This is a genomic window from Tepidimonas fonticaldi (genome assembly GCF_007556755.1).
Classification (GTDB): domain Bacteria; phylum Pseudomonadota; class Gammaproteobacteria; order Burkholderiales; family Burkholderiaceae_C; genus Tepidimonas; species Tepidimonas fonticaldi.
In genome coordinates this window covers 1-6,873 of sequence record NZ_VJOO01000055.1, presented here as the reverse complement: position 1 = coordinate 6,873, position 6,873 = coordinate 1, and the positions used below count along the sequence as shown (strand labels likewise).

Genomic DNA, 6,873 nt, shown 5'->3' with positions numbered 1-6,873 from the left:
GCCTCATTGCGGCCGTGCGCCTCATCGGCCGGTGGCTCGCCCAGCGGCGGCCAACCGAGTCCAGTGGCGCCAACCCTGCCCAGCTGCGGCTAAGGGCGGCGTGAAAATGAATTTTTCAGGGACGACTATGTATGTTTTAAGCCTCGTTCATCCCCATGGCCCGCCGCACCAAAGAGGAAGCCGAACAGACCCGCGCCCAGATCCTGGCCGCCGCGCGGCAGGTGTTTCACGACCGGGGCGTCGGCCAAACCTCGCTGGAGCACATTGCGCAGGCGGCCGGCATCACGCGGGGGGCCATTTACTGGCACTTCGCCAACAAGGGCGAGTTGCTGCAGGCCATGTGCGACGAGGTGGCCATCCCCTTCATCGACCGGCTGGACTACACGCTGCTGCAGGACACCCGTGCCGACGCCCTCAGCCGCGTGCGCAACTTTTTGCTGCAGGTCGTCGGCTCCATCGACGCCGACCCCCATCTGCACATGATCATGCAGGTGCTCGAGTTCAAATGCGAGTTCGTGGGCGAGCGCGCGCGCGATCTGGACGACTGGGTCCGGCACAACGAGGAGTTGTTCGCCAAGCTGGAGCGCACCTACACCGCCGCGCGTCGCGAAGGCCGCCTGCGCCCGGATTTGCCGCCGCAGCTGGCGGCGCTGGAAACCCAGTGCTTTTTGGCCGGTCTGATCCGCCTGCGGTTGCTCGGTCAACCCGCGTTGCAGGCCCCCGACACCATCCCCGCCCTGATCGACGCCCATGTGCGCAGCCGCGCCTGCCCGGCGGGCGATACCACGGACCCGCCCCGCCCGCAGGCGGCCTGAGCAGCGCGTTTACAAATTGGGCGCCAGCCAGCGCGCCAGCTCGTCCACCGGCCAGCCGCGGCGCTGGGCCATGTCCTCCAGCTGATCGCGGCCAATCTTGCCGACGTTGAAATAGGTGCTGTCCGGGTGCGCCAGATAAAAGCCGCTGACGCTGGCCGCCGGCGTCATGGCCAGGCTGTCGGTCAGGCCCATGCCGATTTCGTCGCAGCGCAACAGCGCAAACAGGTCGCGCTTGACCGTGTGGTCGGGGCAGGCCGGATAGCCCGGCGCGGGGCGGATGCCCTGGTACTTCTCGGCGATCAGTTCCTCGTTGCTCAGGCGCTCGTGCGGGGCATAGCCCCACAGTTCGGTGCGCACCCGTTCGTGCAGGCGCTCGGCCAGCGCCTCGGCCAGGCGGTCGGCCAGCGCCTTGAGCATGATGGCGGAATAGTCGTCGTGCTCGGCGGCAAAGCGGGCCTCGTGCGCCTCGGCGCCGATGCCCGCTGTCACGGCAAACGCCCCGACATAGTCCGCCACCCCGCTGGCCAGCGGCGCAACGAAGTCGGCCAAACAGCGGCTGGGGCGCTGCACCCCATCGACTACCTGCTTTTCCGTCTGCTGGCGCAGGCCATACCAGGTGAGCACGGGTTCGGTGCGCGCCTCGTCGGCGTAGAGCACGATGTCATCGCCCTCGCCGCTCGCCGGCCAAAAGCCGACCACGGCATTCGCGGTCAGCCAGCGGCCTTCCACGATGCGCTTGAGCATCGCCTGCGCGTCGGCAAACACCTTGCGCGCCTGCTCGCCCACCACCTCGTCGTCCAGTATCGCCGGATACGGTCCGGCCAAGTCCCAAGTCTGAAAGAACGGGCCCCAATCGATGTAACGCGCGATCTCGCCCAGGTCGTACTGCCGGAACACCCGCCGGCCCAAGAACCCCGGGCGCACCGGGCGCCACTGGTCCCACGCCACCGGCGTGCGGTTGGCGCGCGCCTTGGCCAGCGGCCACAGCACCACGGGCTTTTTGGCCGCATGCAGAGCACGCACCCGCTCGCAATCGGCGCGCACCTCGGCCACATAGGCGTCGCGCTGCTCGCCCAGCAGGGCCTGCGCCACCCCCACGCTGCGCGACGCGTCGGGCACATACACCACCGGTCCGCTGTAGTTGGGCGCGATCTTGACGGCCGTGTGCACCCGGCTGGTCGTCGCCCCGCCGATCAGCAGCGGCACCCCGCGTTCGCGGAACCACGGGTCCTTCTCCATCTCGGCGGCGACGAACTGCATCTCCTCCAGGCTGGGCGTGATCAGGCCCGACAGGCCCACGATGTCGGCGTTGACTTCCTTGGCCTTGGCCAGGATGTCGTGGCACGGCACCATCACCCCCATGTTGACCACGTCGAAATTGTTGCATTGCAACACGACGGTGACGATGTTCTTGCCGATGTCGTGCACATCGCCCTTGACGGTGGCGATCACGATGCGGCCCTTGCTCTGCACGTCGCCACCGGCGGCCTGGAGCTGGCGCTTCTCTTCCTCGATGTAGGGTACCAGGTGCGCCACGGCCTGCTTCATCACCCGCGCGCTCTTCACCACCTGGGGCAGGAACATCTTGCCCGCACCAAACAGGTCGCCCACCACATTCATACCCGCCATCAGCGGGCCTTCGATCACATGCAGCGGCCGCCCGCCCCGGGCACGGATCTGCTGCCACATCGCCTCGGTGTCCTCGACGATGAAGTCGGTGATGCCGTGCACCAGCGCATGCGACAGGCGCTCCTCCACCGGCAGCGCGCGCCACGCCAGCCGGGCGCTGTCGTCCTTGGCCGCGCCCTTGACCCGCTCCGCAATCGCCAACAGCCGCTCGGTCGGGGTCTGGTGCGGGTCCTCGCCCTCGCGATAGACCGGCCGGCGATTCAACACCACATCCTCCACCCGCTCGCGCAGCTCGGGATCCAGGTCGTCGTACACGCCGATCATGCCCGCGTTGACGATGCCCATGTCCATGCCCGCGCGGATGGCGTGGTACAGAAACACGGTGTGGATGGCCTCGCGCACTGGCTCGTTGCCGCGGAAGCTGAACGACACATTGCTCACCCCGCCCGAGACCTTGGCCCCGGGCAGATGCTGCTTGATCCAGCGCGTCGCCTCGATGAAGTCCACCGCGTAGTTGTCGTGCTCCTCGATGCCGGTCGCAATGGCAAAGATGTTGGGGTCGAAGATGATGTCCTCGGGCGGGAAGTCCACCTCATCGACCAGGATGCGGTAGGCCCGCGCGCAGATCTCGATCTTGCGGGCAAAGGTGTCGGCCTGACCCTGCTCGTCGAAGGCCATCACCACCGTGGCCGCACCGTAGCGGCGAATCAGCCGGGCCTGGCGCTTGAACTCCGCCTCCCCTTCCTTCAGGCTGATGGAGTTGACGATGCCCTTGCCCTGGATGCACTTCAGGCCCGCCTCGATCACCTCCCATTTGGAGGAGTCGATCATGATGGGCACACGCGCGATGTCGGGCTCGCTGGCGATCAGGTTGAGAAAACGCACCATCGCGGCCTTGCTGTCCAGCATGGCCTCGTCCATGTTGACGTCGATGATCTGCGCGCCGTTTTCCACCTGCTGGCGCGCCACGGCCAGCGCGTCCTCGAAGCGCCCCTCCAGGATCATGCGCGCAAACGCCTTGGAGCCGGTGACGTTGGTGCGCTCGCCGATGTTGACGAACAGACTCCCCTCCCCGATGACCAAGGGCTCCAGCCCCGACAACAGCATGGGCGGGATGCGGCGGGCGGGGACAAAGGGCGCGTCGGTGGGGTTCACGGCAGGGGGATGCTCGGGCAGGCGTCAAAGGGCGAAGGTGGGGATTTTAGGGCGGTGGATACAAACACCGCGCACGAGACATGGGTGGTTATCGGCGTGGTCGAAAACCCGTCAATAGCCGCCGCCCCATGTGGTAGCCTGCTGGGAATATCCAGGGGTTCCACGGCCGGCGGCTCACGTCGGCTCGCCTCAGATTCCCAACGACGATTTGATTCTCACCATGAACATCCTGCTCACCGGCGGCCTGGGCTACATCGGCAGCCACACCGCCGTGGTGCTGGCCCAGGCCGGCCACCGGGTCGTGTTGCTGGACAACCTCTCCAACAGCCGCGCCGATGTGGCCGACCGCATCGGCCGCATCATCGGCCTGCGCCCGGCGGTGGAAGTGGGCGACGTGCTGGACACCGCACGCGTGCGCCACATTCTGAGCCACTACGCCATCGGCGCCGTCATCCACTTTGCCGGCCTCAAGGCCGTGGGCGAATCGGTCGCCCAACCGCTGGCGTACTACAACAACAACGTCGCGGGCACCGTCAGCCTGCTGCGCGCCATGGCCGAGCAAGGCGTCAAACGCTTGGTGTTTTCCAGCAGCGCCACCGTCTACGGCCAACCCCAGCGCCTGCCGCTGGACGAAACCCACCCCACCGGCGCCACCAACCCCTACGGCCGCACCAAGCTGCACATCGAAGAGATGCTGCGCGACCTGGCCGCCAGCGACCCCGCCTGGCGCATCGCCATCCTGCGCTACTTCAACCCGGTCGGCGCGCACGAGAGTGCCCTGATTGGCGAAGACCCCCACGGCACCCCCAACAACCTCATGCCCTACATCGCCCGTGTGGCGGTCGGGCAACTGCCGCACCTCAACATCTGGGGCGACGACTACCCCACGCCGGACGGCACCGGGGTGCGCGACTATCTGCACGTCATGGACCTGGCCGAAGGTCATCGGGCCGCGTTGGACCATTTGGCCCGCACCGACCAACCCTGCGACACCTTCAACCTGGGCACTGGCCAAGGCACCAGCGTGCTGCAGATGGTGCGCGCCTTCGAGCAAGCGAGCGGCCGCCCCGTGCCCTACCGCATCGCCCCGCGCCGCCCGGGCGACGTGGCCGAATGCTGGGCAGACCCCGCCAAGGCGCAGCAGGTGCTGGGCTGGCAGGCCGTGCACACCTTGCACGACATGTGTGCGAGTGCGTGGGCCTTCGCCAGCATCACGGACCACGGCAAGCCCGCGCACGTGTCATCGAGCGTTGACGTCGAGTCGCGGCCGGCCGATCTGGCTTGATGTGCCCGCTCAACACTGGTGCGGTGCCCAAACCGTACGACGTGCGACTGGAACAGAACCGGGCCCAGCGAGCGGCTGCGCAACGAAGGTTGGGGGCGCGCTAGAGACGCACCGCCGCGGCCGAATCCACCGCGTACCCGCAACCTGCCCCACAGGCGACCGACTCTACCTGCAGAGTGGTGTGCCCGATGCCCAGGGCGCGCAGCGCGACGACGGCCTGGGCCAGCACGGCGTCCGGATGGGGGACATCGGCCCCCACCACCAGATGGGCCGTCAAGGCCACATCGGGGGCGCCGCCGGTGCCCACGGCCCAGACATGCAGGTCGTGCACCGAGGTGACACCCGGCAGCGCGAGCAAGGCGCGCCGCACGGCACGCAGGTCCACCCCGGCCGGCACGCCGTCGAACAGCAGATGCAGCGTTTGCCACGCCAGCGGGGCGGTGCCGGCGACGATCACGCCGACGATGACGAGGCTGACCGCGGGGTCGATCCACCCCCAGCCGCGCCACCAAGTGAGGGCGCCCGCCACCACCACGCCGAGTGAAATCAGCGCATCGGCCGCCATGTGCAAAAAGGCGCCGCGCAGATTGAGGTCGTGGCGGCTGCCGGCGACGAACAGCCAAGCAGTCACCCCGTTGACGACGACCCCCGCCGCCGCCACACCCATGACGACGCCCGGCGGCGGGGCCAGCCCTGGTGCCACCAGCCGGGCACCGGCCTCCCACACCAGCCAGGCCATCGCCGCCAGGAGCACGACGGCATTGACGAAACCGGCCAAAATCGATCCGCGCCGCCAGCCGTAGGTGTGCCGGTCATCCGGCCGCAGGCGCGCGGCGGCGTAGGCCGCCCAGGCGAGCAGCAACCCCCCCACGTCGCTGAGGTTGTGCCCGGCGTCGGCCAGCAGCGCCAGCGATCCGACCGCCCAGCCATAAAAGGCCTCGATACCGACGAATGCGAGGTTGAGCCCGACCCCGAGCGCGAAGGCCCGCCCGTAGTGGGCCGGCGCGTGGACGTGGGCATGCCCGTGGCCGTGCGGGTGCCCGTGATCGTGGTGGCCGCGGGGATCGTCGTGGTCGTGGGTATGCGCGTCGTGGTGCATGCTGCGATGCGGGGGCGCGCGGTTCAGCGCCGCGCCGCCTCCAGAAAGGCGTCCAACATGGGGGTGGGATCGAGTTGCTCGTCATCCCCCGGGACATGGAATTCCGGGTGCCACTGCACCCCAAAGACAAAGCCCCGTCCCTGGTAGCGCAGGGCCTCGATGACCCCATCCGGCGCCGTGGCCTCCACCACCAGGTCACGCCCCAGCCGCTTGACGGCCTGGTGGTGGATGGAGGCGACCTGGCGGCCGGGCAGCCGGCCGTTCCATTGCTCCAGTCGCCCGCCGGGGGCCAGCGTCACCGGGTGGCGGTGGCGGTCGTAGTGCGGGGTTTCGTGGGCGATGGCACCGGGCACGAGGGTCGGTATGTCCTGCAGCAGACTGCCGCCAAAGGCCACGTTGATCAACTGCATGCCGCGGCAGATGCCCAGGATGGGCTTGCCCGCCTCGAGGAATTCGTGCACCAGCTCCAGCTCGTAGGCGTCGCGCACCGGGTCGCCGGCCCACTCGGGCTTGAGCGGCTCTTCGCCATAGGCGCGCGGACTGACGTCGGCACCGCCTTGCAGGATCAGGCCATCCAGGTAATCGGCGTAGTCGCGCACCCGGATGCTGCTGCGCTGCAACGCGCCGTCTTGCAGCACCGAGGGGATCATCAGCACCAACGTGTCGCGCGAGGCCGCCCATTGCGCCACGGACTGCTCCAGCACCTGCAGGGTCTTGGTGCGCAGACCGGCCGCCCCGGCCTCGGGGTGATGGATGCGGGCGGACAGCCCGATGTGCACAGGGCGACGACGACCGAACATGGGATACCGCGATGTGCGCGACCCATTCGCGCTACAGTGGACCCATCATAGCGCCGCCCCCCGGACCCGGCCACCTCGCCGCCCCATGCC

General features: G+C 68.5%; 5 protein-coding genes. 2 read left to right on the top strand and 3 right to left on the bottom strand.

Going from position 1 to position 6,873, the window contains the following annotated elements:
* Positions 1-155 precede the first annotated feature (155 nt).
* Complete coding sequence (locus tag Tfont_RS14025; protein WP_143969902.1) at positions 156-815, top strand: TetR family transcriptional regulator; 660 nt, start codon at positions 156-158, stop codon at positions 813-815.
* A gap of 9 nt (positions 816-824) precedes the next feature.
* Here Tfont_RS14025 and metH read toward each other — a convergent pair whose 3' ends face one another.
* On the bottom strand, positions 825-3,551 hold the full coding sequence (gene metH, locus Tfont_RS14020) for a methionine synthase (protein WP_143969903.1): 2,727 nt from the start codon (positions 3,549-3,551) through the stop codon (positions 825-827).
* Between the two features lie 268 nt (positions 3,552-3,819).
* Here metH and galE point away from each other — a divergent pair, with 268 nt between their 5' ends.
* The gene (gene galE / locus Tfont_RS14015) at positions 3,820-4,884 is read left to right on the top strand and encodes a UDP-glucose 4-epimerase GalE (RefSeq protein WP_143969901.1); all 1,065 of its coding nucleotides are present in this window, start codon (positions 3,820-3,822) and stop codon (positions 4,882-4,884) included.
* A 100-nt stretch (positions 4,885-4,984) separates the two neighbouring features.
* Here the strand turns inward: galE and Tfont_RS14010 are convergent, their stop codons facing one another.
* Together Tfont_RS14010 and Tfont_RS14005 are read right to left on the bottom strand one after the other, a co-directional pair.
* Positions 4,985-5,983, bottom strand: a complete 999-nt coding sequence (locus tag Tfont_RS14010) for a cation diffusion facilitator family transporter (RefSeq protein WP_143969900.1) — start codon at positions 5,981-5,983, stop codon at positions 4,985-4,987.
* Positions 5,984-6,006: 23 nt separating this feature from the next.
* Positions 6,007-6,783, bottom strand: coding sequence for a gamma-glutamyl-gamma-aminobutyrate hydrolase family protein (locus Tfont_RS14005; RefSeq protein WP_068610602.1), 777 nt, complete (start codon positions 6,781-6,783; stop codon positions 6,007-6,009).
* Positions 6,784-6,873: the final 90 nt, after the last annotated feature.